The organism is Streptomyces sp. NPDC047043 (genome assembly GCF_040644055.1).
GTDB lineage: Bacteria > Actinomycetota > Actinomycetes > Streptomycetales > Streptomycetaceae > Streptomyces.
Map to the genome: position 1 here is coordinate 33,359 of NZ_JBEYVO010000025.1, position 24,425 is coordinate 57,783.

Annotated in this window: 16 protein-coding genes; 4 read left to right on the forward strand and 12 right to left on the reverse strand. The window is 72.3% G+C overall.

The window, feature by feature from the left end; translation table 11 throughout:
- Positions 1 to 107: 107 nt before the first annotated feature.
- Positions 108 to 383, forward strand: coding sequence for a YciI family protein (locus tag ABZ880_RS34200; protein WP_361270974.1), 276 nt, complete (start codon positions 108 to 110; stop codon positions 381 to 383).
- Here ABZ880_RS34200 and ABZ880_RS34205 read toward each other — a convergent pair.
- The 3 genes from ABZ880_RS34205 to ABZ880_RS34215 form a co-directional block, all read right to left on the reverse strand.
- Positions 371 to 1,327, reverse strand: coding sequence for an ADP-ribosylglycohydrolase family protein (locus ABZ880_RS34205; RefSeq protein ID WP_361270978.1), 957 nt, complete (start codon positions 1,325 to 1,327; stop codon positions 371 to 373). The two genes, ABZ880_RS34200 and ABZ880_RS34205, sit on opposite strands and share 13 nt — an antisense overlap.
- A gap of 9 nt (positions 1,328 to 1,336) precedes the next feature.
- Positions 1,337 to 2,317 carry a UDP-glucose 4-epimerase GalE gene (gene galE, locus ABZ880_RS34210; protein WP_361270981.1) on the reverse strand — a complete coding sequence of 327 codons (981 nt, stop codon included), beginning with the start codon at positions 2,315 to 2,317 and terminating at the stop codon, positions 1,337 to 1,339.
- 69 nt (positions 2,318 to 2,386) lie between these two features.
- On the reverse strand, positions 2,387 to 3,625 hold the full coding sequence (locus ABZ880_RS34215; RefSeq protein WP_361270984.1) for a glycosyltransferase 87 family protein: 1,239 nt from the start codon (positions 3,623 to 3,625) through the stop codon (positions 2,387 to 2,389).
- 92 nt (positions 3,626 to 3,717) lie between these two features.
- Here ABZ880_RS34215 and ABZ880_RS34220 point away from each other — a divergent pair, with 92 nt between their 5' ends.
- Complete coding sequence (locus ABZ880_RS34220) at positions 3,718 to 5,211, forward strand: glycosyltransferase family 39 protein (RefSeq protein WP_361270986.1); 1,494 nt, start codon at positions 3,718 to 3,720, stop codon at positions 5,209 to 5,211.
- On the opposite strand, the gene ABZ880_RS34225 is transcribed toward ABZ880_RS34220, so the two are convergent.
- Positions 5,159 to 5,665: a MarR family transcriptional regulator gene (locus ABZ880_RS34225; protein WP_361270989.1), complete on the reverse strand. Its 507-nt coding sequence runs from the start codon at positions 5,663 to 5,665 to the stop codon at positions 5,159 to 5,161. The genes ABZ880_RS34220 and ABZ880_RS34225 overlap by 53 nt on opposite strands.
- 124 nt (positions 5,666 to 5,789) lie before the next feature.
- On the opposite strand from ABZ880_RS34225, the gene ABZ880_RS34230 reads away from it, so the two are divergent.
- Entirely contained in the window at positions 5,790 to 6,203 is a 414-nt protein-coding gene (locus ABZ880_RS34230; RefSeq protein ID WP_361270992.1) for an organic hydroperoxide resistance protein, read from the forward strand.
- Here the strand turns inward: ABZ880_RS34230 and ABZ880_RS34235 are convergent.
- The 8 genes from ABZ880_RS34235 to ABZ880_RS34270 all read right to left on the reverse strand — a co-directional run bounded on the left by ABZ880_RS34235 (position 6,193) and on the right by ABZ880_RS34270 (position 22,245).
- Entirely contained in the window at positions 6,193 to 7,758 is a 1,566-nt protein-coding gene (locus ABZ880_RS34235; protein ID WP_361270995.1) for a hypothetical protein, read from the reverse strand. The two genes, ABZ880_RS34230 and ABZ880_RS34235, sit on opposite strands and share 11 nt — an antisense overlap.
- A 74-nt stretch (positions 7,759 to 7,832) precedes the next feature.
- On the reverse strand, positions 7,833 to 10,064 hold the full coding sequence (locus ABZ880_RS34240; protein WP_361270998.1) for a bifunctional glycosyltransferase family 2 protein/CDP-glycerol:glycerophosphate glycerophosphotransferase: 2,232 nt from the start codon (positions 10,062 to 10,064) through the stop codon (positions 7,833 to 7,835).
- 8 nt (positions 10,065 to 10,072) lie between these two features.
- Positions 10,073 to 12,274 carry a CDP-glycerol glycerophosphotransferase family protein gene (locus ABZ880_RS34245; RefSeq protein ID WP_361271000.1) on the reverse strand — a complete coding sequence of 734 codons (2,202 nt, stop codon included), beginning with the start codon at positions 12,272 to 12,274 and terminating at the stop codon, positions 10,073 to 10,075.
- Between the two features lie 157 nt (positions 12,275 to 12,431).
- Entirely contained in the window at positions 12,432 to 14,663 is a 2,232-nt protein-coding gene (locus ABZ880_RS34250) for a bifunctional glycosyltransferase family 2 protein/CDP-glycerol:glycerophosphate glycerophosphotransferase (RefSeq protein ID WP_361271002.1), read from the reverse strand.
- Positions 14,664 to 14,826: 163 nt separating this feature from the next.
- Complete coding sequence (locus tag ABZ880_RS34255; RefSeq protein ID WP_361271005.1) at positions 14,827 to 15,708, reverse strand: carbohydrate ABC transporter permease; 882 nt, start codon at positions 15,706 to 15,708, stop codon at positions 14,827 to 14,829.
- The gene (locus ABZ880_RS34260) at positions 15,705 to 17,057 is read right to left on the reverse strand and encodes a sugar ABC transporter permease (protein WP_361271008.1); all 1,353 of its coding nucleotides are present in this window, start codon (positions 17,055 to 17,057) and stop codon (positions 15,705 to 15,707) included. The genes ABZ880_RS34255 and ABZ880_RS34260 overlap by 4 nt, the downstream gene beginning before the upstream one ends.
- Before the next feature lie 6 nt (positions 17,058 to 17,063).
- Positions 17,064 to 18,443, reverse strand: coding sequence for an ABC transporter substrate-binding protein (locus ABZ880_RS34265; RefSeq protein ID WP_361271011.1), 1,380 nt, complete (start codon positions 18,441 to 18,443; stop codon positions 17,064 to 17,066).
- Between the two features lie 259 nt (positions 18,444 to 18,702).
- Positions 18,703 to 22,245 carry an FHA domain-containing protein gene (locus ABZ880_RS34270; RefSeq protein WP_361271014.1) on the reverse strand — a complete coding sequence of 1,181 codons (3,543 nt, stop codon included), beginning with the start codon at positions 22,243 to 22,245 and terminating at the stop codon, positions 18,703 to 18,705.
- A 456-nt stretch (positions 22,246 to 22,701) separates the two neighbouring features.
- Here ABZ880_RS34270 and ABZ880_RS34275 point away from each other — a divergent pair, with 456 nt between their 5' ends.
- Positions 22,702 to 24,369 (forward strand): serine/threonine-protein kinase, encoded by a 1,668-nt coding sequence (locus ABZ880_RS34275; protein WP_361271017.1) that lies wholly within the window; start codon positions 22,702 to 22,704, stop codon positions 24,367 to 24,369.
- Positions 24,370 to 24,425 lie beyond the last annotated feature (56 nt).

Genomic DNA, 24,425 nt, shown 5'->3' on the forward strand with positions numbered 1-24,425 from the left:
CGGCCGCCCGTCTGTATCGGCCGATACAGCACCGGAGGCCGAGCCGAGCCTAGTCTCGCGACCGTCACCTCAGGCAGAGCTGGCGCAAGCGACGAAAGGGACTGCCCGTGCTCGTAGTCGAGTTGGCCTTCACTTCCTCCCCCGAGCGCCTCGCCGCCCGCCCCGCCCACCGCGAGATCCTCGCCCGGCTGCACGCCGAAGGTGAGCTGGTCGCCGCAGGACCCTGGGTCGAGGACGACGGCGCCCTCCTGGTGTTCGCCGTGGACCGCGGCCGACTGGAGGACATCATGGACGCCGACCCGTACTACCGGCGCACGCCCGGCGTCGAGGTGCGCTCGGTGCGCGCGTGGACGCCGATCGTGGGGGTGCTTCAGCGGTCCTGAGTGTGCAACTGCCGGGTGAGGTGGGCCAGTTCGGCCGTACGAAGCACCCGCCCGCCGAAGCCGGGAAGCGGCACATGCAGCGGCTCGGTCCACCGCCCGGGAATCGCGCCGACGCCGTACACGGCTCCCGCGAGTCCGCCGGTCACCGCGGCGACGGTGTCGGTGTCACCGCCGAGGTCGACCGCGGCACGGACGGCGGTCTCGTACGAGGAGGTGGTGCGCAGGGCCCAGACGGCGGAGGCGAGGCAGGGCCAGACGGCTCCGTTGAACTCTGTGGCAAGGTCGGGGTGCCAGTCGAGGGCGAGCACGCGTGCGTAGCGCACGCGGTGATCGGAGTGGACCGCCGCGAGCGTGTCCGGGAGGGCGGCGATCGGGTCGCCCCCGGTCAGAGCCACCCGCACCAACTCGTGGAAGACGGCGGTGCCTTCCCAGGCGGCCCGGTCCCCGTGGGTGAGGGCGGCGATGCGGCGGGCTGCGTCCATCGTGGACTCGCGGCCCGTGCCCGCGAAGTACACGGCCGAGGTGGCTGCCCGCATCAACGCCCCGTTCCCCGCCGCCCGTTGGCTGGTCTGGAAGTGCAGGGCCGCTGCCAGGTCCCATGGGTCGCCGCTGCTCAGGACCGCCTCCGTCTGGAGGCCGATGTCCTTCGGGTCGGCCGCCGCCCAGCGCTGGAACCGGCGGAAGACGTCCGGGAGTTCGAGGCGACCGTGCTCCGCCAGTGACTCGCCGAGCAGGACCGCCATCTGCGTGTCGTCCGTCGCCTCACCGGGGGCCCAGCCGCCGCCCCCGCACATCTCGCCGCCCGCGCCCGGTTCGGGAAAGCGGGCGGAGAAGGCGCCCTCGGGCCCGAACTCGAACGGTGCGCCCAAGGCGTCGCCGACGGCGGAGCCGATGACGGTGCCGAGGGCGCGGTCGAGACGGCTGGGCGGTACGGGGTCGTCCATCCACGCAGGCTAATCGCGTGCCGCCTCCGGATGCAGCCGTACCCAGCCCTGCCAGGCGGAGGTGATCATGTCCTGGACGTCGTGCTTGGCCTTCCAGGCCAGTTCGGTGGCGGCGCGGTCGGCGGAGGCGACGACGCGGGCCGGGTCGCCGGGGCGGCGGGGGGTGACCGTCGGGGGGCGGTCGTAGCCGGTGATGGCGTTGATGTGGTCGATCATCTCGCGGACGGAGACGCCTTCCCCGCGGCCGATGTTGAGGGTGAGGCTGCGGCCGGGGGAGGACTGGAGCGCGCGGGCGGCCGCTACGTGGGCCTCGGCCAGGTCGACGACGTGGATGTAGTCCCGTACGCAGGTACCGTCCGGGGTCTCGTAGTCGTCGCCGAAGATGCGCGGGGGAGCGTTCTCGGTGAGCTTCTCGAAGACCATGGGGACGATGTTGAAGACGCCGACGTCCGCGAGTTCGGGGGCCGCCGCGCCCGCCACGTTGAAGTAGCGGAGGGAGGCGGTGGCCAGGCCCGTCGCCCGGCCCGTCGCCCGGACCAGCCACTCGCCGGCCAGCTTCGTCTCGCCGTACGGGGACATGGGGGCACAGGGGGTTTCCTCCGTCACCAGGTCCACGTCCGGCATGCCGTACACCGCGGCGGAGGAGGAGAACACGAAGGACGGGACACCGGCCGCCGTCACGGCCTCCAGGAGGACGCGCAGGCCCTCGACGTTCTCCCGGTAGTAGTGCAGGGGCAGGTCCATCGACTCGCCCACCTGCTTCTTCGCCGCCAGGTGCACGACTCCGGTGACGCCGTGGTCCGCCAGCGCGCGCCCGACCCGCTCGCCGTCCAGCGTCGAACCGACCACCAGCGGCACGCCTTCCGGCACGCGCTCGGCGATGCCGGTCGAGAGGTCGTCGTACACCACGGCCCGCTCGCCCGCCTCGGTCATCGCCCGTACGACATGCGCCCCGATGTAACCGGCGCCGCCGGTGATCAGCCAGGTCATGTGCGGCCGTCCCCTCGTCCGTGGGCGTCATGGCCCGTGTCCCGCGTATCAGTGAAGCAGGCCGGAGTGTCATACGGGGACTACGGGAGTAACTCCCTGTGAATCGGGTGACACGCAGGGTACTCGCTCCGGGGGTGGGGTCGCCGTCGAGCGCCACAGGCGGGCGAAGGACAGGACGGCCGCTGTCGCCAGCAGGCCGTTGCGTACGAGCATCAGCGTGCAGCCCGCCCAGGTGCAGGCCATGACCTGGCCGTACAGGACCGGGTAGGCGACGGCGCTGACCGCGGTCGCCGCCAGGACCAGTGCCGTCACCGGGCGCTGCACCGTGTGCCGCGAGGTCAGGCACACGGCGGCCAGGCCCAGCAGCCAGATCATGTACTGGGGGCTGATCACCCGGCTGGTGACGGTGAAGAGCAGTACCGCGCTGAGCGCCGCGTCGTACGGCGTCGCGGGCGTCCAGTGCCGGGCCCGGAGGCGCCACAGGAGCAGCAGCCCGAAGGCGACCGCCGTGAGCGCGAGGGACATGTGCGCGACGGTCCGGACGTGCGGGCCCGTGAACTCGAAGGCGCCGTACTGGTAGTGGACCTTCCCGGGCCAGCCGGCGTGCGTCGCGAAGGCAAGCACCGTGCCGCCGAGCGACTCGATCTGCACGCCCCGGCCGTCCTGTTGGCGCAGGAAGCCGAAGGGGTTGGCGAACAGCGCCGCCAGCACCCCGAGCGAGACGGCTCCCGTGCCGGCGGCCCACGCCCACGCCGAACGTGTCGCACGTCCCCTCGGGGTGCCCAGCAGCACCAGTGCCGGCCACACCTTCACCAGCGCACCCAGCGCCGCGAACGCCCCGCACGCGCGCGTGGAGCGCGACAACGTCAACAGGGAGATGACGGCGAGGGCCGTGACCTGCACGTCGTAGCGGGCGAGCGGGACGTTCAGGAGGAGCGGGAGGCCGAGTGTCCAGTAGGCGGCGCCGCGCAGACTGCCCGCGCGGGCCAGCACCAGCGTGATCGCCGCGTCGGAGGCCAATGTGAGGGTGACGAACGCCTGGAAGTACGTCAGGCCCGGCAGCAGCGCCGGTGACAGCAGCACCGGACCGGCGCCCGGCGGGTACTGCCACAGCGGGTCGTGCGCAGGGAAGGCGCCGTGCGCGAGGACGCCGTACCAGTGGTGGTACAGGCGCCACACCTCCCGCGCGACCGCGCCTCCGCCCAGCCGGATGAGGTCGTCGTGAGCGAGCAGCCACAGCATGGCGGCGCGGGTGATCAGCCAGACGGCGGCGAGGGTGAGCAGGCGGTGCTTCCTGACGGCATTCATCACGGCGGATCGTAAGCCGGGCGAATGGTGTGTCGGTGCCAATGCACCGTCAATCGTCGGTAAGAGCTTGCCAACAGCACAAAATCAGCCGGGTGGAGAGCAAGCGCGCGAGCGTGGTGGCTGTGGCGGTGCCCGTCGCCGTCATGCTCGCGATCGGGCTCTGGGGGCTCGACCGCGGCGGCATGTGGGGCGACGAGAGCGTCACCTTCCTGGTGGGGCGGCGCACGGTGCCGCAGATCTGGCAGCTGCTGCACGGCATGGACGCGGTGCACGGCCTGTACTACCTGCTCATGCACGTCGTGCTCGCCGTCCACCCCGGCGAGGTCGTCCTGCGCCTCCCGTCGGTGTGCGGGGCGGCCGCGACGGCCGGCCTGGTCGCCGCGCTCGGCATCCGACTGGCCCGCCCCCGGGTCGGCCTGTGGGCCGGTCTCCTCTACGCCGTCACACCGCTGACCGGCCACTATGCGCAGGAGGGACGGTCGTACGCCCTCGTCGCGGCGGGTGCGGCGGGGGCAACGCTGCTGCTGGTGCGGGAGTTGGCGAAGCCGAGGTCGTGGTGGCCGTACGGATGCGTCGTCGCCGTGACCTGCCTGCTGCACGAACTGGCGGTGCTGGTGCTGTGCGCGCACGCGGTGACACTGGCGCTTGCGCGGGTGTCGAAGGCCGTTTGGTGCGGGTGGGGGCGTGCGGTGGGGGTGGTCGGGGTTGTCCTGCTGCCGTTGGTGTGGGTGTCGCAGGGGCAGTCGGGGCAGGTGGGGTGGTTGGTGGCGCCGGGGTGGGAGCAGGTCGGCGGGCTGGTGCGGAACTTCGCCGTGGGGCCTACGGGGGTGGTGTTCTGGGTGGCTGTCCTGCTGATGGTGGTGGGGGTCCGGGCTGGGCGACTGGCCGCGGTCACGGTTCCGTTGCTCGTGGTGCCGCCGGGGGTGTTGATGGCCGTGTCGCAGGTCCGGCCGCTCTATCACGAGCGGTATGTGCTGTACGCGTTGGCGGGGGCGGCGTTGTTGACCGCCGCCGGGACCGAGTGGGTGGCCGGGGTCGTGGCGCGCCTGCGGCCAGGTGGTCGCCTCGTCCCCTCCGCCGGCGTCCTGGTCATCACCCTCGCCTTCCTCCAGCACCTCCCCCTCTACCGCCACGACCGCTCCCCGGCCGACCGGCCCGAGAACCTCGCCGTCGTCTCCGCGCTCGCCGCCCGTGAGATCCGACCCGGCGATCCCGTGCTGTTCGTACCGTCGGTCTGGCGGCTCGCCGCGTTGACGTATCCGAAGGGCTTCCGGAAGGGGCGGGACATCGCGCTCGGGGAGTCAGGGCCCCGTTCCGGAACTCTGAGCGGGCGTGAGACCACGCCCCGGCGGCTGAAGCGTGAGCTCGCCGGTGTGGACCGTGTCTGGGTCGTCGCCCAGTCGGGAGTCCTGCGCTCGCGCCCGGTGAATCCGACCGAGCGAGTCAAACTCGCCGTCGTGGAAGGGCAGTTCGTCCCGCAGCAGAAGTACGTCAGCGGCCGCGTGGCCCTGCAGCTCTACGTTCGCCGTGCGTCTACGAACCCTCCGCGGACGCCGACGCCGCCGCCGCGTCCAGCGCGGTCGTGAGCTCGTCGAGCCGGGCCCGCAGCGCACGGATCTCGTCCACGTCGAAGCTGGTCGCCGCCACGATCCGGCGCGGCACCTGAAGCGCGCGCTCGCGCAGGGCCATGCCCTCCTCGGTGAGCCGTACCTCCACCGAGCGCTCGTCGCGCGCGCTGCGCTCACGCCGTACCAGACCGGCCGTCTCCAGGCGCTTGAGCAGCGGGGAGAGCGTGCCGGAGTCGAGGCGGAGGTGTTCGCCCAGCTTCTTGACCGGCAGGTCGCCGTGCTCCCACAGCACCAGCATCACCAGGTACTGCGGGTACGTGAGCCCGAGGTCCTTGAGGATCACGCGGTAGACGCCGCCGAAGGCGCGCGAGGCGGCGTTCAGGGAGAAGCAGATCTGCTGGTCGAGGCGGAGCCAGTCGGTCGTGGGCGGTGTCTGGGCGGGGGTCGGTGTCGGGGTCGGCGAGGTGCTCATGCCTTCAGGATAGCTCTTGCGAGCCATTTAGTTGTGCGCAATTGAATTGTGTGCTCTACTTGTGGTCGTGAGGCGGCCGCGAGAGAGCCGCCGGAGCACTGTGACTCGAGAGGGATGGTTTTCCATGGACGCGCTCTACACCGCTGTCGCCACCGCCACCCACGGCCGTGACGGTCGCGCCGTTTCCAACGACGGCAAGATCGACCTGAAGCTGGCCCCGCCGGTGGAGCTGGGCGGCAACGGGGAGGGCACCAACCCGGAGCAGCTCTTCGCCGCCGGTTACGCCGCCTGCTTCGGCAGCGCCCTCGGCCTCGTCGGCCGCCAGGCCAAGGTCGACGTCACCGACGCCGCCGTCACCGCCGAGGTCGGCATAGGCAAGCAGGGCGAGGGCTTCGGCCTCAAGGTCACCCTCCGCGTCGAGCTGCCGGACACCGTGGACGAGGCCACCGGCCGCAAGCTCGTCGAGACCGCCCACCAGGTCTGCCCCTACTCCAACGCCACCCGCGGCAACATCGAGGTCGACCTCGTCATCGAGTAACCCCCACGGGAGAGCCGACCCGCGCCAGCACCTCCCCCGTCTGCCGGCTCCACGCCACCACGACAGCCTCCGGCGGCACCGCCTGATTCCGCGTCAGCAGGAGCCAGCGCGCGTGGTAGCGGCGGACGAGGGCCTCGCGCTCGGCGCGGGTCGTGCCCGGCGCGAAGTAGCCACGGACCTCGGCGGCCCGGCGTCTGCGCTCCTGCTCGTCCAGGGCGGGGTCGGGCCAGATGGGCGCGGCGAGGTTCGGCCCGTATCCGGCGATGAGGTGACTGGCGGTGTACCCGTCGGTGAGCACGACGTCGCCGGGCCGGACGTACCCCATCGCCCAGTCGTACGTCGGCCAGTCCGGCGGCTGGTCGAGCCCCACCGGCACCACCGCCCCGCCCTGCACGGTGAAGAAGCCGACGCACGCCCAGACAAGGGCCATCGCGCCCAGCGCCTTCCTGAACCACCCCCACGGCCGGGGCGCCGCCAGCTCCACGGCCAGCGCGAACTGCAGCGGCACCAGCGCGGCCCACAGCGCCCTCGCGTACATGTAGTGCCCGCTCACCCAGCCGTACGCCACCACCGCGCTCTCCAGCGCGAACATCAGCACCAGCGGGTCCCGCCCGGCCGAGCCCCGGGCGCGCCACCACAGTGCGGGCGCCCCGATCAGGGCCAGCCAGGAGTTCCCGGCGAGGTGCTCGTAGAGCCGCTCGTGCATCCGGTCCATGCCGGTGTCGCCGGACAGCGACAGCACGTCGTAGTACGGCCATACGACGGCGACCACCAGCGCGGCCGCTCCCGTGAGCCCCCACCGGGCCGCCACCGGCCGCCGCCACCCCCGCTGCCGCGCCGCGACGATGCCCACCGCCCCCACCACCGCCGACACGGCCGTGACCGGATGGATGAGCAGGATCAGGCCGTACAGGGCGCCGATCCCGGCGTACCCCCACCAGCCTTCGAGCCCGCTCGGACCGACGTACCGAACGGGCTTCGAGCTCGCGCACGCGCGCGTGCCCGTCAGCCCCCAGGCCCAGAAGGTCAGTCCGATCGCGAACGCGGACGGATAGCTGATGTTCGTCGTCATCGACATCAGCCCGAGGTAGCCGCTCCACAGGATCCGTTCGGTGCCCCACAGCAGCGTCATCGCGGGCAGGGCGAGGACCGGCGCCCACGGGCGTGGGGTGAGGGTGCGGACGAAGCGGCCGATGCCCGTCAGCAGGACGACCAGGTGCAGCGGGCCCGCGAGTCTCAGCACCTCCCAGCCGGACAGTCCCGTCAGCCGTGCGAAGACGGCCTGGGCGACGGCGTACGGCCCGTAGTACGGGCTGCCCGCGCCCGGCAGGGCCGCCATCGAGTGGGCGGGGTGGAGCAGGTTCGCCTTGAGCCGCTCGATCACCGCCGCGTGCTGGCCGGTGTCGCAGCACAGCGGGATCCGCCAGAACGCCAGCGTCATCATCAGCCAGAACAGACCGCCGAAGACCTGGTACGGGGTGGGCTGCCAGGCACGGCCGCCGCGCAGGGCCGTCGCGCCGGGCGCGGTCCGCCGGACCAGGAGACCGGCGCTCACCGGACGGTCGGCAGGGGGAGGGTCTTGGGCATGGCCCGTATGTTTCCCTCCGGGAGCGCCGGATCGACGGAGCGTCACCTCATCGAGTGAGCCCGTTCAGTGGCCGGGGACGGCAGCAGCGGCGACGGTGCGGGCTGCGGGAGTTCCTCGCCCAGCATCACGGTCCGTACGACGCGCTCGGCGGCCCGTCCGTCGTCGAACTCGCAGAACCGCTCCCGGAAGGCGGCCCGAAGCCCCGCCGACTCCTCGTCCTGCCAGGTCCCCGAGGCGAACAGCCACGCCAACTCCCGGTAGGAGCGCGACACATGACCCGGTGCCTCGGCGGTGATGTCGAAGTAGGCGCCCCGGCTCGCCGCGTACGCGCCCCAGTCGTCGGCGTGGATCACGATCGGCCGGTCCAGGTTGGCGTAGTCGAACATCAGGGCCGAGTAGTCGGTGACCAGCACGTCGGAGGCGAGCATCACGTCCTCGACGTGCGGCTCGTCCGTCGCGTCGATCAGCACACCGCGCGCGTGCAGATCCGCAAGCCCGAGCCCGCGCGCCGTACCGGTCGCGAGTGAGGGATGCAGGCGTACGACGAGGGTGTGGCCGGCGCCGAGATCCACGGCGAAGCGGGCCAGGTCGATCCGGTCGACATGCCCGCCGCGGCGGTACTCGCGGCGGGTCGGGGCGTACAGCACCACCTTGTTGCCGTGCGGGACGCCGAGCCGCGCGCGGACGGCCGCGGCGCGTTCCGCGGAGGGTGCGACCAGCACGTCGTTGCGCGGGCTGCCCGTCCGCAGTGACGTGAAGTGACAGGGGTACGCCCGCTCCCACACCAGCTCGGAGTGCCGGTTGGCGACCAGGCTCAGGTCCCAGCGGTCAGCGCGGTGCAGCATCTTCGGCACGCTGAAGCCGTGCCGGGCGCCGGGTTTGGCCAGCAGGTCGGCGCCCATGTACTTGAGCGGGGTGCCCTGGTGGGTCTGGACGTGGACGCTGCCGGGGCGTTTGGCCAGCGTGCCGGGCCAGTTGACGTTGTTCACCCAGTACGTGGCCCGCGCCACGAGCGCGTGGTAGCGCCGGGAGCCCGGGGTCACGTGGTCCAGCCCGTCCGGCAGCGAGTCCAGCGCGTCCTCCCGCACCACCCACACCCCGCGGATGTGCGGGGCGAGTTCGCGGGCCTTGGCGTGGATCGCGGCCGGGTCGCCGTGCACGCCCGCGTGGTGGCCGGCCGAGTAGACGGCGAGGTGCGGGTCGAGGGGCAGCCTCGACAGGGCCGCGTATCCGCCCTGCCGGGCGGCGCTCGACGCCTTGCCGACCGTACGGCGCTTGCCGGCCCCGGCGATCCTGCGCAGCCCGCGCGCCCCGCGCAGTGCCGCGAACGAGGCATACGGCGAGGTCGCCAGCAGCCGCATCTCGGTGCCCCGTTCGCCGTCCGGCGGTGTGAAGCCCTCCGGACAGTGGCGGCGGTGGAAGGAGCGCATCTCGCGGTAGAAGTCGGGGCGGTCCGCCGCGGTCACGCGGTCCTCGCGGGCGATGACGAACAGCATGTGGTCCAGGGCCCGTTCGAAGAGAAGGGGCCGCGCCCAGGCGAGGTCGTCGCGCTCCTCGAGGAACGCGAACAGGCCCTCGTACTGGGGAAAGATGTCGAAGTGCCGGCGCCCCGGCGTCTTGGTGATCGCGCCCTGCCGGCGCTGCCGGTACTCGACGCCGATGCGGTTCAGACAGGCGATGCTCTGCGCCAGCACCATCGACCGGTAGGTGACGGGCGCGTCCTCGTACAGGCCCGGCGCGTACTGCAGGCCGTGCTCCTGGAAGAAGGCGCGCCGGTACGCCTTGTTCCAGGCGACCAGGAACAGATGGACGTACTGCGGGCTCTCACGGAGGCTGAAGACGTCCTGGGCCGCGGCGGCCAGCAGGGTGGAGGCGTCGCTGGGGCCGCCCCGGCCCCACCAGTGGGTGCGGACGTGGTCGAAGACCAGGATGTCCGGGTCCTCGGCCGTCTTCAGCCGCTCGGCCACGGCGCCCAGCAGACCCGGCGTGTAGTGGTCGTCGCTGTCGAGGAAGAGGACGTAGTCGCCGCGCGCGTGCTCCAGGCCGGCGTTGCGGGCCCGGCCCAGGCCGACGTTCTCGGGCAGGTGCAGCACCCGCACCCGCGCGTCGCGCTCCGCGTACTCGTCGAGGATGGCGCCGCAGCCGTCGGGCGAGAGGTCGTCGACGGCGATCACCTCGAAGTCGGGATACGACTGTCCGAGCACCGAGTCGATGCACTCGCGCAGGAAGCCCTGCACCTTGAAGACGGGGACGATGATGCTGAAGCGGGGCACTGCTGAGCTCAGCTCCTTACGAGGGTGGAGGCAGCGGGGGCCGGGACGCGCTCCGCGAGCGGGATCACGGGCGGGATCGACTCGGGCGGCTCGCCCAGCAGCACCCGGCGTACGACGCGTTCGGCGGCGCGTCCGTCGTCGAACTGGCAGAAGCGCTCCCGGAAGGCGGCCCGCGCGGCCCCGGACTCCGGCCCGCGGTAGGAGCCGTCGCGGAACACGCGCGCCAGCTCCTGAGGTGTGCGGGCCACGGGGCCCGGCGGGTGCTCCGGCAGGTCGAAGTAGACGCCCCGGGTCTCCCGGTAGACGTCCCAGTCGTCGATGTAGACCACGACGGGCCGGTCCAGGTTGGCGTAGTCGAACATGATCGACGAGTAGTCGGTGATCAGCGCGTCGGCGGCCAGGCACACGTCCTCGGAGGAGCGGTGCGCGGTCACGTCGATGATCCGCCCGGTGCTCTTCGCCCTGCCCTGGTCGTAGAAGTAGTGGGCGCGCAGCAGGACGACGACGTCCTCGCCGGCCTCCTCGCAGAAGGCCTCCAGGTCCAGGCCCGTCTCGAAACCGGTGTGGTAGTCGCGGTGGGTGGGCGCGTACAGGACGGCCGTCTTGTCCTCGGGAATGCCCAACTCCCGCCTGATACGGGCGACATCGTCCGCCGTGGCCGTGTAGTAGACGTCGTTGCGCGGATAGCCGTACTCGAGGGTCTCGTGCGCGGCGGGGAAGGCGCGCTCCCACATCTGAGTCGAGTGCCGGTTGGAGCTGAGGTTGTAGTCCCAGCGGTCGACGCGGGCCAGCAGCTTGGCGAAGCTGCCGGTCGCGGACGCCACCACCGGGTACGTCGCCTGGTCGACGCCCATCTTCTTCAGCGGGGTGCCGTGCTGGGTCGACAGATGGACGCTGCCCTTGCGCTTGACGACGGCGTCCGCGAAGTTGGCGTTGTTCACGAGGTACTTGGCGCGCGCCAGCACCTCCCAGTACTCGGCGCTGCCGATGACCGCGTACTCGATGTCCTTCGGCACGGTGTGCGCCTGGTCCGGCTCGACCAGGAACACCGAGCGCAGATGCGGGGCGAGTTCGCGCGCCTTGGCGTGGATCGCGGCCGGGTTGCAGGCGTAGCCGCGGCCCCAATAGGCGCAGTACACCACCAGGTTGGGGTCCAGCGGGCGGCGCAGGTCGCGGGCGTAGCGCATTCGGGTGCGCAGCATGCGGCGGCGGGGGAGGCGCTCGGTCACCTTGGCCGCCGACTGGTTGGCGCCGCGCAGCGTGCGGAAGGCCGTGTACGCCCCGCTCGCCAGCAGGCGGTGCTGGACGCCGAGGCTGCCGCCCGGCGTCCCGTAGCCCGCGGGGCGGTGGCGGCGGTAGAGCCTGCTCGCCCGGCGGAAGAAGGCCCGGCGCTTGGCCGGCAGGCGCCGGGCGTGCGCGGCCGTCTTCAGCACGGCGGAGAAGAGCTGCTCGAACAGCGGGCCCAACCGGTCGGGGGCGAGCCCCTGTTCGGCAGCCCGGGTCAGCACCAGGTCGGTCTGCGAGAGGAGTTCGAGGTGGTGCTCGCCGGGCAGGCTGAGCCGGTTGCCCTGCCGGCGCACCAGATGCCGTACGACGACCTGGCGCAGCACCGCGACCTTCTCGGCCTTCAGGGTGACCAGGCCGCCGAAGCCGACGTCCGTGAAGTGGCCGTCGGGGAAGGCGATCCGGTGCTCGGCGAGGAAGAGCCTGCGGTAGGCCGCGCTCCACGCCGGGAGCTGTACGCCGGTCAGCTGGGGCACCTGGTCGGGGGAGAAGGCCGCGTCCGGCGTCTTCGGCAGCTGCAGCGTGGTCGGGTTGGTCGGCTCGCCCTCCCACCAGGGGGTGCGTTCGTGCTCGGCGTACAGGACGTCGATGTCGCCGGTGTCGGCCAGCCGGGCGTCCAGCGCCGACAGCGCGCCCGGGACGAGGACGTCGTCGCCGTCGAGGAACAGCACATACGCGCCGGTCGCCGCCCGCATCCCGGCGTTGCGCGCCCCGGCCAGGCCGGCCGACGGGGGCGAGTGCACCGGGGCCACTCTGGAGTCCCGCCCGGCACACCCGGCGACGACGTGCGACGCGGGCGCGTCGGGGGCGTCGCAGACCGGGATCAGCTCGAAGTCGCCGAAGGACTGCGCGAGAACGGAGTCCAGCGCCTGGGACAGCCGGCCTGCCACCCCATGGGACGGGACGATGATGCTGAAGCGGGGCATTCTGCTCTTTCTGTCGATGTTCCTGCGGGGCCCGGGTTGCGTCTCAGTCGACGCGGCGGCGTCCGGGCCGCCCCGCGGGACGCCAGGTGGACGGCCGGCTCGGTGTGGGCCGCGACGGACTGGAGGGCATGCGAACTCCCCGGAGTGAGAACGGCGTTCAGAGGGTGTCGGTGACGGTCAGGGGGCCGGTGGGTTGCGGCACGGTGGCTTGCGGGGAGCGCGAAAGGGTCGCGGATGGGGGTCCCCCCGCTTGAGCGGATTCGAGAGTGGGGGAGGACGGCACGGGGTGGCGCTGGTCGAGGGGGATCACCGACGGGAGGCCGGTCTCGCCCAGCACCACATGGCGTACGACCCGTTCGGCGGCGCGTCCGTCGTCGTACGCGCAGAAGCGCTCGCGGAAGGCGGACCGCAGCTGCGTGGAGCGGGAGCCGCGCCAGTGGCCGGTGGCGAAGATGTCGATCAGCTCGTCCTCGCTGCGGGCGACCGCGCCCGGCGGGAAGGAGCGCAGGTCGAAGTAGGTGCCGCGGGCCGCCTCGTACGCCTCCCAGTCCTCGGCGTGCACCACGATCGGCCGGTCGAGGTTGGCGTAGTCGAACATCAGGGACGAGTAGTCGGTGACCAACGCGTCCGAGGCGAGGGCGAGTTGCTCGATGCTCGGGTGGCCGGTGACGTCGATGACGCGTGGTCCGTGCGGGACGGGGCCGTGGGTGCGGGCCAGGACGACGAACCGGGGGCCCAGGCGGTGCAGGACGCGTTCCAGGTCCAGGGGCGAGAGCTGGGTGCGGCGGTAGTCGCGGTGGGTGGGCGCGTAGAGGATCGCGACGGTGTCCTGCGGGATGCCCAGGGAGTCGCGGACGCGGGTCACGTCCGCCGAAGTCGCCTTCTGGAACGCGTCGTTGCGCGGACTGCCGTATTCGAGCGTGGTGTAGCAGCCCGGGTGGACCCGCTCCCAGGTGAGGGTGGAGTGGCGGTTCGCCGAGAGCACGTAGTCCCACTTGTCGACGCCGCGCAGGAGCTGTTCGAAGTCCAGGCCCCTTGCTGCGGCGGGGCGTTCCTGGAGGTCGAGGCCCATGTGCCCCAGCGGGGTGCCCTGCTGGGTCTGGATCAGGACTTGGCCGCGGCGCTTGACCAGGCGGGGCTCGAAGTCGGTGTTGTTGACGAGGTACTTGGAGCGGGCGAGGGCGGTCCAGTAGGCCGCCGTGTCCGGGCGGGCGAGCCACGCCGTGCGGATGTGCGGGACGAGGGTGCGGAAGGCCTCCTCCAGGGCGGCCGGGTTGCAGCCGCGGCCGTCGTGCGCGGTGAAGACGGCGCGGTCCGAGCGCAGGGGCAGGCGCAGCTGGACGCGGTAGTGCAGGCGGAGGGCCAACGCCCGCACGGTGCGCAGGAGTTTGACGGCGAGCTTGGCCGTGCGGCGGTGCCCGGCGGCCGTCAACTGCAGGGTGCGGTACGTGCGGTGCAGGCCCCAGCGGACCAGGGTGTGGCGCAGGCGGGAGCGCAGCGGGACGGGGTGGCCGGGGACGCGGTAACGGCGATAGTGGGAGCGGGCCCTGCGCATGAACTCGGCGCGCGAGCCGCGCGGCAGCCGGTCCCGCCGCGCGAACACCTTCGTCAGGTGGTCGACCATGCGGCGGAACAACACCGGCCGCCAGCGAGTGAGTTCGGGGCGCGCGTCGACGAACGCGAAGACACGGTCGTACTGCTCGAAGAGGTCGAAGTGCTTGCGGCTGGTGGTGCCGAGGATGTTGCCCTGGCGGCGCTGGCGGTAGTGGACGCACACCCGGTCCAGGGTCGTGATCGACTCGGCGGCCATCAGGACCGGGAAGGTCCACGGCGTGTCCTCGTAGTAGCCGGGCGGGAAGGCGAAGCCCTCGCGCTCGACGAACTCCCGCCGGTAGGCCTTGTTCCAGGCCACCATCAGCAGCTGCAGCAGGCCCGGGCGGTCCTCCAGGCGGAAGGGTGCCGGGCCCTGCTCGGCGAGCTGGACGGCGACCACGTTGCGGACGGTCTCGCCCGACCAGTACGTGCGCGCGTAGTCGTAGACGATCACGTCCGGCTCGCCGGTCTCCTTCAAGCGGTCGGCGATCGAGCGCAGTGCGTGCGGGGTCAGGGTGTCGTCGCCGTCGAGGAAGACCAGGTAGTCGCCGGTCGCCTGCTCCATGCCGGCGTTGCGGGCGCGGCCCAGGCCCTGGTTCTCGGCCAGGTGCAGGGGGCGGACGCGCGGGTCGCGGGCCGCGAACTCGTCGATGATCGCGCCGGATCCGTCCGGCGAGCAGTCGTCGACCGCGATCACCTCGAGATCGGGATACGACTGCGACAGCACCGATTCCAGACACTCGTGCAGATACGCCTGAACCTTGTACGCGGGGACAATGACACTGAACCTGGGCAAGGGACATCCATGGGTCGGTGCGACGACAGGGCCTTGCCCGGGAACGGCCGATGGAGTGACTTGGTTACGCTGAGTGCGGCATACGGGGGATCGTGGGTGAACGGAAGGGGGCGGGACCGTAACGTCCCGCCCCCTCACGCCGGTTGTCGTACAGGCCCGGCGGTTACTTCACCGCGCCCGCCATCACACCGGACACGAACTGCCGCTGGAACGCGAAGAACACGACCAGCGGGATCACCATCGAGATGAACGCGCCGGGTGCCAGGACGTCGATGTTGTTGCCGAACTGCCGTACCTGCTGCTGCAGTGCGACCGTCAGCGGCTGCGACGAGGAGTCCGAGAACACCAGCGCGACCAGCATGTCGTTCCACACCCACAGGAACTGGAAGATGCCCAGCGAGGCGATCGCCGGTGCGCCGAGGGGGAGTACGACGGTGAGGAACAGGCGGGTCTCGCCGGCGCCGTCCAGCCGTGCCGCCTCCAGGAGTTCACGCGGGATCTCCGCGAAGAAGTTGCGCAACAGGAAGATGGCGAACGGCAGTCCGAAGCCGACGTGGAAGAGGACCACGCCGATGATGTCGCCGAAGATCCCGATCTTGCCGAAGAGATCGGCGAGCGGGATCAGGGCGACCTGGACGGGCACGACGAGCAGCGCGACCACGACCAGGAACCACCAGTCGCGGCCCTTGAAGTCCATCCAGGCGAAGGCGTATCCGGCCATCGCGCCGATGAACACCACCAGCAGCGTGGCCGGGACCGTGATCCAGATGGTGTTGAACAGGGAGTGGGTGATCGTGTCGTTCTCGAGGAGCGACTTGTAGCTCTTGGCGGTCAGCTGGCTCGGCGCACTGAGCGCCTTCCACCAGCCCGAGGTGGCGATGTCGGTCGGGTCGCGGAAGGAGGAGACCAGCAGGCCGAAGGTCGGCACCAGCCAGAACACCGCGACCAGGAGCAGGAAGACGCGCAGGATCCCGCCGCCCGCCCAGCTCGCCACCCTGGCGGCGAAGGAGCGCTTGGCGTGCACGGTCGTGTCGAGGGTGGTCACCGCTGACGCTCCCTTCGCAGACGGCGGATGTTGACCCACATCACCGGCAGCACGAGCAGCAGCAGGAGCACGCCGATCGCGCTGCCGACGCCCTCGTTGCCGCCGCCGCCGAAGGACGACAGGAACAGTTGCAGCGCCAGGACGTTGGCCTCGTCCTGACTGGGCTGCGGGGCGATGATGTAGACCAGGTCGAAGATCTTCATCACGTTGATCATCAGCGTGATGAGGACGACGACCAGGACCGGTGCGAGAAGGGGCACGGTGATCCTTCGGAACACCTGCCACTCGTTGGCGCCGTCCACCCGGGCCGCCTCCAGGAGGTTGCGGTCCACGCCCGCGAGGCCCGCCGCGATCAGCACCATCGCGAAGCCCGCCCACATCCACACGTACGCGCCGATGATGGCCGGGGTGACGAGGGTCGGGCCGAGCCATGCGATACCGGCGTACGGCGCCGAGAAGTTCGAGGCGGGCAGGCGGAGTTGGGCCCCGTCGGCCGACGCGGGCAGGGTGAAGACGCCGTCGGCCCCACTCTTGGCGGAGGCGACCACCTTGCCGTTCTTCACCGCCTCCACCTTGACGTCCTTGAGTGCCTTCTCGCCGGGGTCGACCTTGCCCTTGATCCCGCCGCCGCCCAGCTTGAAGTCCAGCCAGACGGTGCCGGTGATGCCGGAGCCGCTCGCCGTCTTCGCGTTCTCGGGGCTGCCGGGGAGCTTGTCGGGCGCGATGCCGACCAGGGGGAGCAGGGCCGGGGTGCCCGCGTGCACGGTGCCGGTGGTCGTGAACGATCCGCCGCCGGACGGCTTGAGATCGCTGACCGCCGCGTTCGGGCGGGCATTGGGATAGACGGACGACGACACGAACGTGTCATGGATCGACTTGGCGACCGCGTTCGCGGCGCCCAGGTTCGGGTCCTGCTCGTAGACGAGACGGAAGATGATGCCCGCGGCGAGCATCGAGATCGCCATCGGCATGAAGACGATCAGCTTGAACGCCGTTCCCCAGCGCACCCGTTCGGTCAGCACGGCGAAGATCAGACCGAGCGCGGTGACGATCGCCGGCGCGACGGCGACCCAGATCGCGGTGTTGCGTACGGCGGTCAGGGTGGCGTCGTTGGTGAAGATGTCGTGGTAGTTGTCCAGCCCCACGAAGCCCGAGCCGTCGGCGTCGTAGAGGCTGCGCCAGATCGAGTACCCGATCGGGTAGACCACGAGCGCCCCGAGGAGCACGAGCGCGGGCAGCAGGAACAGCACCGCCACCCACAGCCGCGTCCCCGTGATGCTCTTGCCCGGTTCGGCGGCGGGCGCCGGCAGTGCGCCGGCGCCCCCCGTCGATTTCGCCACGGACGTCATGACCCGTCAGCTCGAGCCGTACGCCTTGGCCGCGTCGGCCTCCAGTTTCTTCTGGGTACCGGCGATGTCCTTCGGGTTCGCCAGGAAGTCCTGCAGGTCCTTCCACTCGCCGACGCCGGCGGTGCCGCCGAAGGCCGCGGGTGCCTGGTCGGACATGTCGAAGCGGAAGTTGTCGCCGGCCGCGAGGAGCGCTCCGGCGATCGTGCGGGTGATGGCGTCCTTGTACTTGCTCTGGTCCATCTCCTTGTTCGGCGAGAGCATGCCGCCCTGCGCCGCCCAGATCTCGGCCGCGTCGGTCGAGGCGAGGAAGGTCAGCAGCGCCTGGGCGCCCTTGCCGTCCTTCAGCGCCACGGCGACGTCGCCGCCGCTGACCACGGGCGACTGGCTGCCGACCGACGGGAACGGGAAGACCTTCGCGTCCGTGCCCAGCTTCGCCTTGGTGTCGCCGTTGATGTTGGCGGCCACGAAGTCGCCCTCGAAGACCATCCCGGCCGGGGTGGTGCCGGAGAAGGTCTGCGTGACCGACTTCGGGAACTCCGTGTTCAGCGCGCCCTTGTTGCCGCCCGCGATCAGATCGTTCTTGCCCCACAGCTCGGCGAGCGTGGTGAGCGCCTTGGTCACCGACGGGTCCGTCCACTTGATCTTGTGCGCGGCCAGCTGGTCGTACTTGTCCGGGCCGGCCTGCGCGAGATAGACGTTCTCGAACCAGTCGGTGAGCGTCCAGCCGTCCGCGCCGCCGATCGAGACGGCCGGGGTGCCGGCGTCGGACAGCGTCTGCGCGGTGGTGAGGAAGTCCTTCCAGGTCTTCGGCGGGGTCTGGATGCCGGCCGCGTCGAAGGCCGCGGTGTTGTACCAGACCAGGGACTTGTTGGCGGCCTTGGCGTAGACGCCGTACTGCTTGCCCTTCCAGGCGCCCAGGTCCACCCAGCCCTTGGAGAAGTTCTTGTCCAGCTGCGCCTTGGCCTCCGTGCCGAGGGGCTTGAGCCAGCCCTTGTCCGCGAACTGGTGCAGCACGCCGACCTGCGGGAGGAACGCGACGTCCGGCGGCTTGCCGCCCTCGATCTTGGTACCGAGGAAGGTGGAGGTGTTGTTGCCGGTCGGTACGAAGTTGATCTTGGCGCCGGTGCGCTTCTTGAACTCGTCCATGACCTTCATGAAGTTCGCCTGTTCGGCGCCGGTCCAGACGGCTGCCACCTCCAGCGTCTGGCCGTTGAGCTTGGGGAGCGTGACGGTGCCCGCGCTCTCGGAGCTGCCGCCTCCCCCGCCGTTGTCCTTGTTGTCGTCGCCGCTGCATCCGGTGAGCGCCAGTGCGAGCGCTCCCGCGAGGAGGGCGGCTGCGGTTTTGGCGGCCCTGCGTGACCGGTTCTTGCTGCTCGTGCTGCGCATCACTGCCCCGTTCTTCGATCTTCGTCGAACGTCGAGCGCTGTCCCGTGTGATCTGGTCTACGCCCGTGGGGTGGGGTCGGCAAGTGCGCGTCCTGTGTCAACCGGGGGATCGTGACCCCCTCGTGACGGTTGCCGCCGGCGGCTGGGCCGACATGCGGGTGCGTGGGGGTGCGCGGCCCTGGGGGCTGTGCCCCCAGCCCCCCTTCGGCCCGAAAGGCCTCGTCCTCAAACGCTGGACGGGCTGTAGTGCCGAGCGGCACTACAGCAGCGACGGAACCTCGGACGCCGACACTTCCCGTGCAGCCCGCTCCAGCGCGCTGGCCAGCAGGGCCAAGTCCGTCGGGCCGTTGCCCAGTTCGCGGACCGGTCGGCGGGTCGGCGGGTCGCCCATCCGCTGCCAGTCCAGGGGGACGACCGTGGGGCGGAGCGTTGCCGTGCGGGGGATGCGGCCCGTGACGCGGCCGCCCTGGAAGGGGGTTGCCCGGCCGTCGGACCAGGTCAGGCGGCCGCGGCCCGCAGCGGGGTCGTCCGGGGCGGTGCCGGGGGCTTCGAGGGTGGCCCGGAGGGTGGCCGCCCGGGCCGGTTCGGTGTCCGCCGTACGGCCACCCGGGGCGGTCGCGGCCACCAAGTGGACGCCGAGTCGCTCGCCCTCGCGGGCCACCGCCTCCAGCGCCCGCATGACGGAACCCGCCGCGGGCCGGCCGGGTGAGCCGAGCGCGGGGGAGACCAGGGCGTCCAGGTCGTCCACCACCACGACGAGGCGGGGCAGCGGCGGTGCCGCCTCGGTCTGCCGACGCGCGGCCCCCGGACGCAGCCGCATCGTCGAGCTGGGCGGGGTGTCCAGGTCGCCCGTACCGTTCGTTCCGGTCGCCCGCTGGGCCACGATCCGGCCCGACAACTCCCGTCCCGTGTGCCACTCGGTGAACACGGAGCGGCCCAGCAGCTCGGCCCGCCGCTTCAGCTCGGCGCTCAGGGACTGGGCGAACTCCCGCATACGGACGGGGTCGTTGGCGGTGAGATGGGTCGTCACATGCGGGACGTCCGTGCAGACGCGCAGCCCCTCGCCGTGTCCGCCACCCGCACCCACGCTGTCCCGGCCGTCCATCAGGACTATGCCCAGCCGGTCGGGGCGCTCGGCCGCGGCCAGCGAGGCGACCACGGCCCGCAGCAGCTCCGTACGGCCGCTGCCCGCCGGGCCCTCGATCAGCAGGTGCGGTCCGTCGGCCGCGAGGTCCGCGCAGACCGGGCCGCGCGGGCCCGCCCCGAGCACGGCCCAGGCCCGGCCGCCGAGCGACTGTGTGTCGTCCGCCGCGTCCGCCCAACGCGCCATCAGCGACGCCGGGGTGGCCCGCGCCAGCCCCAACTCGTCCAGCAGCCTTGCGGCTTGGGGCAAGGGCGCGGACACGCGCGCGTGCCGTTCACCGGTGGCACCGTCCACCCGCAGCGGGGCCAGCGCCCGGGCGAACCGCTCGGCCCAGGGCAGGGAGACGGCATCCACCGCGGCCACGGTGCCGGGGCCCATGGGGCCGGCGTGCGGAGGTGGTGCGGCGGCGCTCGGGGCAGCCGTGGCTGTGGTTGCGGGGGTGGGGATGGGCGTGGTGCGGGTGGTGTGGGAGTCGATCGCTTGCGCAGGGCCCGTGGGTCCGGCATGTCCCGCGGGGCGGGCCGGGTCAGCCGTCCCCGGCACCGGGCCCGCGGCCCCGTCCCCGGACGTCCTCGCCCGCGCCACCCGCATCAGCCGCAGCGCCGTCGCCACGTCGCCGCTCAGCAGAGCGACCGCACCGCACTCCCGGAACGCCGGGGCCACCGCGCACGCCGCCTCGTACGTCTCCGTCACCGGCGACGCGGGCGAGGCGGATGCCGTCTCGGCGAGGCAGACGACGTGTATCCCGGCCCGCGGTCCCTCCAGCGCCAGCCGCGCCACCGCCCTGCGCACGTCCGCGCCTCCGGGATCGCCGTCGACGACGACCACGGTGTACGGCCCGGCGAAGCCGTCCGTCTCCTCCGTGCCGTCGTCGTCACGGGCCCAGGAGGGTCGGCGGGCAGCGGCGCGTGCCTGGCTCCGCCCGGCGGACGTGAGGGCCGGCGGGCGCGCTCCGCTCCTTGTGTCCGCCTGGTGGTCCTCCAGGCGGCGCACGAGTTCGTCCGTACGGGCCGTGGCCTGTTCGCGGTCGTAGGCGAGCAGGAGGCGGCAGTCCTGGCCGTGGCCCGGGCGCAGATGGGGGAGCCAGCCCAGCCAGGACCACTCGGCGGTGCGCTCCTCCAGGGGGCGGGAGCGGTCCGCGGTGATCAGGACCATCTCCAGGGTCTCGGGGGAGTGCAGGGCCGCGAGCTGAGCCACCACCGCGCGGGCCAGCCCGGACAGCCGGGTGCGGGGGCCGGCCAGGCCCAGTGCCCCGGCCTCGCGCAGGTCCGCGGTGACCGGCACCGCGGGCAGCAGTCCGGAGCCGTCGGGCGCCGCCCGGTCAGCCGTGCCGAGCCGGACCGTGAGCGCCTCCGGGTGGCCCGGGCCGCGCTCCCACAGCCGCGGGCCCGGTCCGAGCGCGGTCAGCAGCAGCGCCGCCGGGTCCGGCCAGGCCTCGGGGAGCTGCGGGCCGGTGAGCGGCGCGGGTCCCGCCGCCGTCTCCGGGGCGTCGTCCTCGTCGTACGCGTCATGCTCGGTCGCGGCCTGCTCGCCGCGCGCGCCGGCCAGCCGCCGTGCCCATGCCGTGAGCCCGCCGCGCCTGCGCAGGCCCGGTGGTACGTCGGTGCCGCGCAGCGGGGTTCCCTTGCGGCGGCCCGCTCCGGGGGCGTCCGCGTCCTCCGGTGCGGACGTGTCCCATACGACCGCGCCGAAGTGGCCCGCGTGGGTCTCGTCCCCCCGCTCGAGCGAAGCCGAGAGTGGGGGAGTGTCGCCGCTCGCTGCGGACGCTCCTGTGACGCTGCTCTCGATCCGCGGCGCCCCGCCCTGCTCGGGCACCAGCGGGGGTTCCGCGGAGCCGTGTCCCTGGGCGGCCGGCACGCCGCGCGAGGGTGTGGCGGTGCTGTCGCCGCCGTCGGCCACGCGCGCGTGGGACGTCGGCTCCGGTGTCGTGGCGCCGCTCGTGGGGGCCGTCGGAGTCCCGTCGGCTGCCCCGGCCTCGCGCTCGCCGCCGGAGGTCACCCGCACATGTCCCTCACCGTCCGGAGCCGTCGCCACCCGGGCGCCCGGTCCTCCGGCGGGGGCGACCCGCAGGGCCGACTCGCCGATCCGCAGCAGCGCGCCCGGGGCGAAGCGCACCGGGCGCTTGCCCAGGCGGGTGCCGTCCAGGGTCGTGCCGTTCGTGGAGTCCAGGTCGGCGACCGAGACCTGGCCGTCGGCGGTCACCGTCACCGCGCAGTGCAGACGGGAGACGTCCGGGTCGTCGAGCGGGACGTCGGCGTCGGCGGAGCGGCCGATGCGGATCTCGCCGCCGTGCAGCAGGTGGACGCCGCCCGCGTCCGGGCCCGCGATCACCTGCAGCTGGGTCGGGGCGTCGTCCAGCTCCGGATGGGGCTCGGGCTCGGCCGGGGCGCCCAGCGAGAGCACGGCGCCGTCGATCAGCGGGGGCTCGCCCAGGGTGCAGCGGCGGTCGTCCAGGCGCTCGGCGCCCACGTACAGCACCACCGCACCGCCCGAGGCGGCCGCACCCGCGTCACCCGCGACCGCCGAGGCCAGTGCCGACGCCACCGCGGCCAGGGCCGTACCGGCGGGCGCCGTGACCAGCACGTCGCAGCTCGCGGTGCGGGCCCGCGCGCGGTCGGGCGGGCCCAGCGGGTCTACGACGGTCAGCCGGATCTGCATCGCCGTCAGCGGTCCCTTCTGCGCGGGCGCGGACCGGGGCCCGTCTGATGGATCTCCGCGGCGTCGCGACGCCCGGCACGAACGCCGCTCCTGCTTCCGCGGAGATCCATCAGACGGGCCCCTCTCCCCACCCCACACGAGCACATCGGCCAGTACGAAATGCATCCTCGCACCTGCCACTGACAACACGCCCATGCTGCGGTCCCAAGTGATCTTGATTGGTCACCTCTGCCCCTAAAAGTGCCTGACCAGTGGCGCACCGACGATCACTTGAGATCGGTCACGTCCGGACCCTGGCAACCGGCCGACCGGGTCGAGCGTCTTTCCTTCGAACGCGTACGGGAATCGGTACGTAAGAGGCACAGAAAGACGACAGCCTGCCGCTTCGGGCGGCGGCACTACAGTGGGTCGGAACAGTGTGTCGGAAACACAGGCAAGCAGCAGGGAGCACATGACGTGCGGCCGGTAGGCAGCAAGTACCTGCTCGAGGAGCCGCTCGGACGCGGCGCCACGGGCACCGTCTGGCGGGCCCGCCAGCGAGAGACCGCGGGGGCCGAGGCCGCCGTGCCCGGTCAGCCCGGCGAGACCGTCGCGATCAAGGTCCTCAAGGAAGAGCTGGCGAACGACGCCGACATCGTGATGCGCTTCCTCAGGGAGCGCTCCGTCCTGCTGCGCCTGACCCACCCGAACATCGTCCGGGTCCGCGACCTGGTCGTCGAGGGTGATCTGCTGGCGCTGGTCATGGACCTCGTCGAGGGCCCCGACCTGCACCGCTACCTGCGCGAGAACGGCCCCTTCACGCCCGTCGCCGCCGCCCTGCTCACCGCCCAGATCGCCGACGCGCTCGCCGCCAGCCACGCCGACGGCGTGGTGCACCGCGACCTGAAGCCGGCCAACGTCCTGCTCGCGCAGCAGGGCGGCCAGATGCACCCGATGCTCACCGACTTCGGCATCGCGCGCCTGGCCGACTCCCCGGGCCTGACCCGCACCCATGAATTCGTCGGCACGCCCGCGTACGTGGCGCCGGAGTCCGCCGAGGGCCGTCCGCAGACCTCCGCCGTCGACATCTACGGCGCCGGCATCCTGATGTACGAGCTGGTCACCGGCCGTCCCCCGTTCGGCGGCGGATCCGCCCTCGAGGTCCTGCACCAGCACCTCAGCGCCGAGCCGCGCCGCCCCTCGACGGTCCCCGATCCGCTGTGGACGGTCATAGAGCGCTGCCTGCGCAAGAACCCGGACGAGCGGCCCAGCGCCGAGAACCTCGCGCGCGGGCTGCGCGTCGTCGCCGAAGGCGTCGGTGTGCACGCCAACTCCGCGCAGATCGCCGCCGCCGAGAGCGTCGGTGCCCTGCTGGTCCCCGACCCGACCCCGGCCGCGGTCCCCGGCTCGGCCGACCCCACGCAGGTGCTGCCGCACGGGGCGGGCGGCTACGACCCGAACGCCGCGACCAACGTCATGCCGCACACCGGCCGCCCGGGTCCGGTCGGCGCCGCCGACCCCACCGCCGTACTCCCGAACACCGGGGCGGCCGACCCGACCGCGGTCATGCCGCCGATGCCGCAGGGACAGCCGGGACAGCAGCCCGAGCAGCCGCACCCCTGGCAGAACCAGCTGCGCGCCGCCCGCGACCGCAACGAGCAGACGCAGGTCCAGCAGTACCTCGACCCGAACGAGGACCCGCTGCGCCGCCGCCCCCAGCGGCAGGTGGCCCGCCCGCAGCAGCAGCCGCGCCCCCAGCAGCAGCGACCGCCCCAGCGGCGACCGCAGCAGCAGGGCTACGGCTACCCGCAGCAGCAACAGCCTCAGCAGTACGCCCCGCAACAGCCCCAGCAGCCCCAGCGGTACGCGCCCCCGCAGCAGCCCCAGCAGCCCGCGCGCGAGCCCCGGCAGCCGCGGCAGCGCAGCGCCAACCCGATGAAGATCCCCGGGCTCGGCTGCCTGAAGGGATGCCTGTTCACGATCGTCATCCTGTTCGTCGCGGGCTGGCTGGTCTGGGAGCTGAGCCCGCTCCAGGAGTGGATCGGCACGACCAAGAGCTACTGGCAGCAGCTGACCGACATGTTCGACACCGTGACCGGATGGATCGGGAAACTGGGCGATCTGGCCGGCAGCGGAGGCAACTGAGCCACGAGCTTGGTGATTTGTCGACACCTGGCGGGTGATTTCCGTCTCCGGAGTGA

Coding starts and splice junctions, on each gene's coding strand:
- ABZ880_RS34205 (WP_361270978.1), bottom strand. CDS start 1,327: ATGGACGACCCCGTACCGCCCAGCCGTCTCGACCGCGCCCTCGGCACC.
- galE (WP_361270981.1), bottom strand. CDS start 2,317: ATGACCTGGCTGATCACCGGCGGCGCCGGTTACATCGGGGCGCATGTC.
- ABZ880_RS34215 (WP_361270984.1), bottom strand. CDS start 3,625: ATGAATGCCGTCAGGAAGCACCGCCTGCTCACCCTCGCCGCCGTCTGG.
- ABZ880_RS34225 (WP_361270989.1), bottom strand. CDS start 5,665: ATGAGCACCTCGCCGACCCCGACACCGACCCCCGCCCAGACACCGCCC.
- ABZ880_RS34230 (WP_361270992.1), top strand. CDS start 5,790: ATGGACGCGCTCTACACCGCTGTCGCCACCGCCACCCACGGCCGTGAC.
- ABZ880_RS34245 (WP_361271000.1), bottom strand. CDS start 12,274: ATGCCCCGCTTCAGCATCATCGTCCCGTCCCATGGGGTGGCAGGCCGG.
- ABZ880_RS34260 (WP_361271008.1), bottom strand. CDS start 17,057: ATGACGTCCGTGGCGAAATCGACGGGGGGCGCCGGCGCACTGCCGGCG.
- ABZ880_RS34265 (WP_361271011.1), bottom strand. CDS start 18,443: ATGCGCAGCACGAGCAGCAAGAACCGGTCACGCAGGGCCGCCAAAACC.
- ABZ880_RS34270 (WP_361271014.1), bottom strand. CDS start 22,245: ATGCAGATCCGGCTGACCGTCGTAGACCCGCTGGGCCCGCCCGACCGC.